The organism is Seonamhaeicola marinus (assembly GCF_008085455.1).
In genome coordinates, this window is record NZ_VSDQ01000062.1 from 1 (window position 1) to 743 (window position 743).

The following is a 743-nucleotide window of genomic DNA, read 5'->3' on the forward strand; positions in this document are numbered from 1 at the left end:
ATCATGTTATCAACGTAGCCAAGTTTTTTAGAACCGTAGTTTAATGGTAAACCTTTCTTTTTACGCATTACCCATGCAACTAATACTGGAAATTGCCCTAGTATTTTAACTATAGCTCTGTACATTTCTTCTTCAGAATCTACGTTTACTGATGAAGGGTTGAATGCTATTAAACCACTAGTTAAAGAAGTTAAAACCCCCATTGGGTGTGCATTTTTAGGGAATGCATCTAAAATTTTATGAACGTCTTCATCAACCATTGAATTGTTCATAATATCTGTATGAAACTTGTTCAATTGGTCTGAAGTTGGTAATTCACCAAAAATTAACAAATAAGCTACCTCTAAGAAATCTGCTTTTTCAGCTAATTCTTCAATTGAATATCCTCGGTAACGTAATATACCTTTTTCACCATCTAAAAAAGTAATGGCACTTTCACAAGACCCTGTATTTTTATAGCCAGAGTCTAAAGTTATTAGACCATTTGTTGCTGCTCTTAGGCTTTTAATATCTATTGCAACTTCTTTTTCAGTTCCTTCTATTAGAGGAAATTCATATTTTTTACCATCTATTTCTATGGTTGCGTTATTTGCCATAAGTTTAAGTAAATTTATTTTGTTTAAGCGGAGCGCTAATTTACAAAATATCTAAGGATTTTTAAAGTACTTTAACCATAGGTTTACTAAATTAAAATATTGATAAAATTGATAGCAAAAAAAAAGCGATTATTAAAAATAATCGCT

1 protein-coding gene is annotated in these 743 nt (G+C 30.4%); it reads right to left on the reverse strand.

Going from position 1 to position 743, the window contains the following annotated elements; all coding sequences use genetic code 11:
• The coding region (locus tag FUA24_RS00400) for a citrate/2-methylcitrate synthase (RefSeq protein WP_317131911.1) at positions 1 to 596 on the reverse strand (596 nt) is incomplete at its 3' end.
• Positions 597 to 743: the final 147 nt, after the last annotated feature.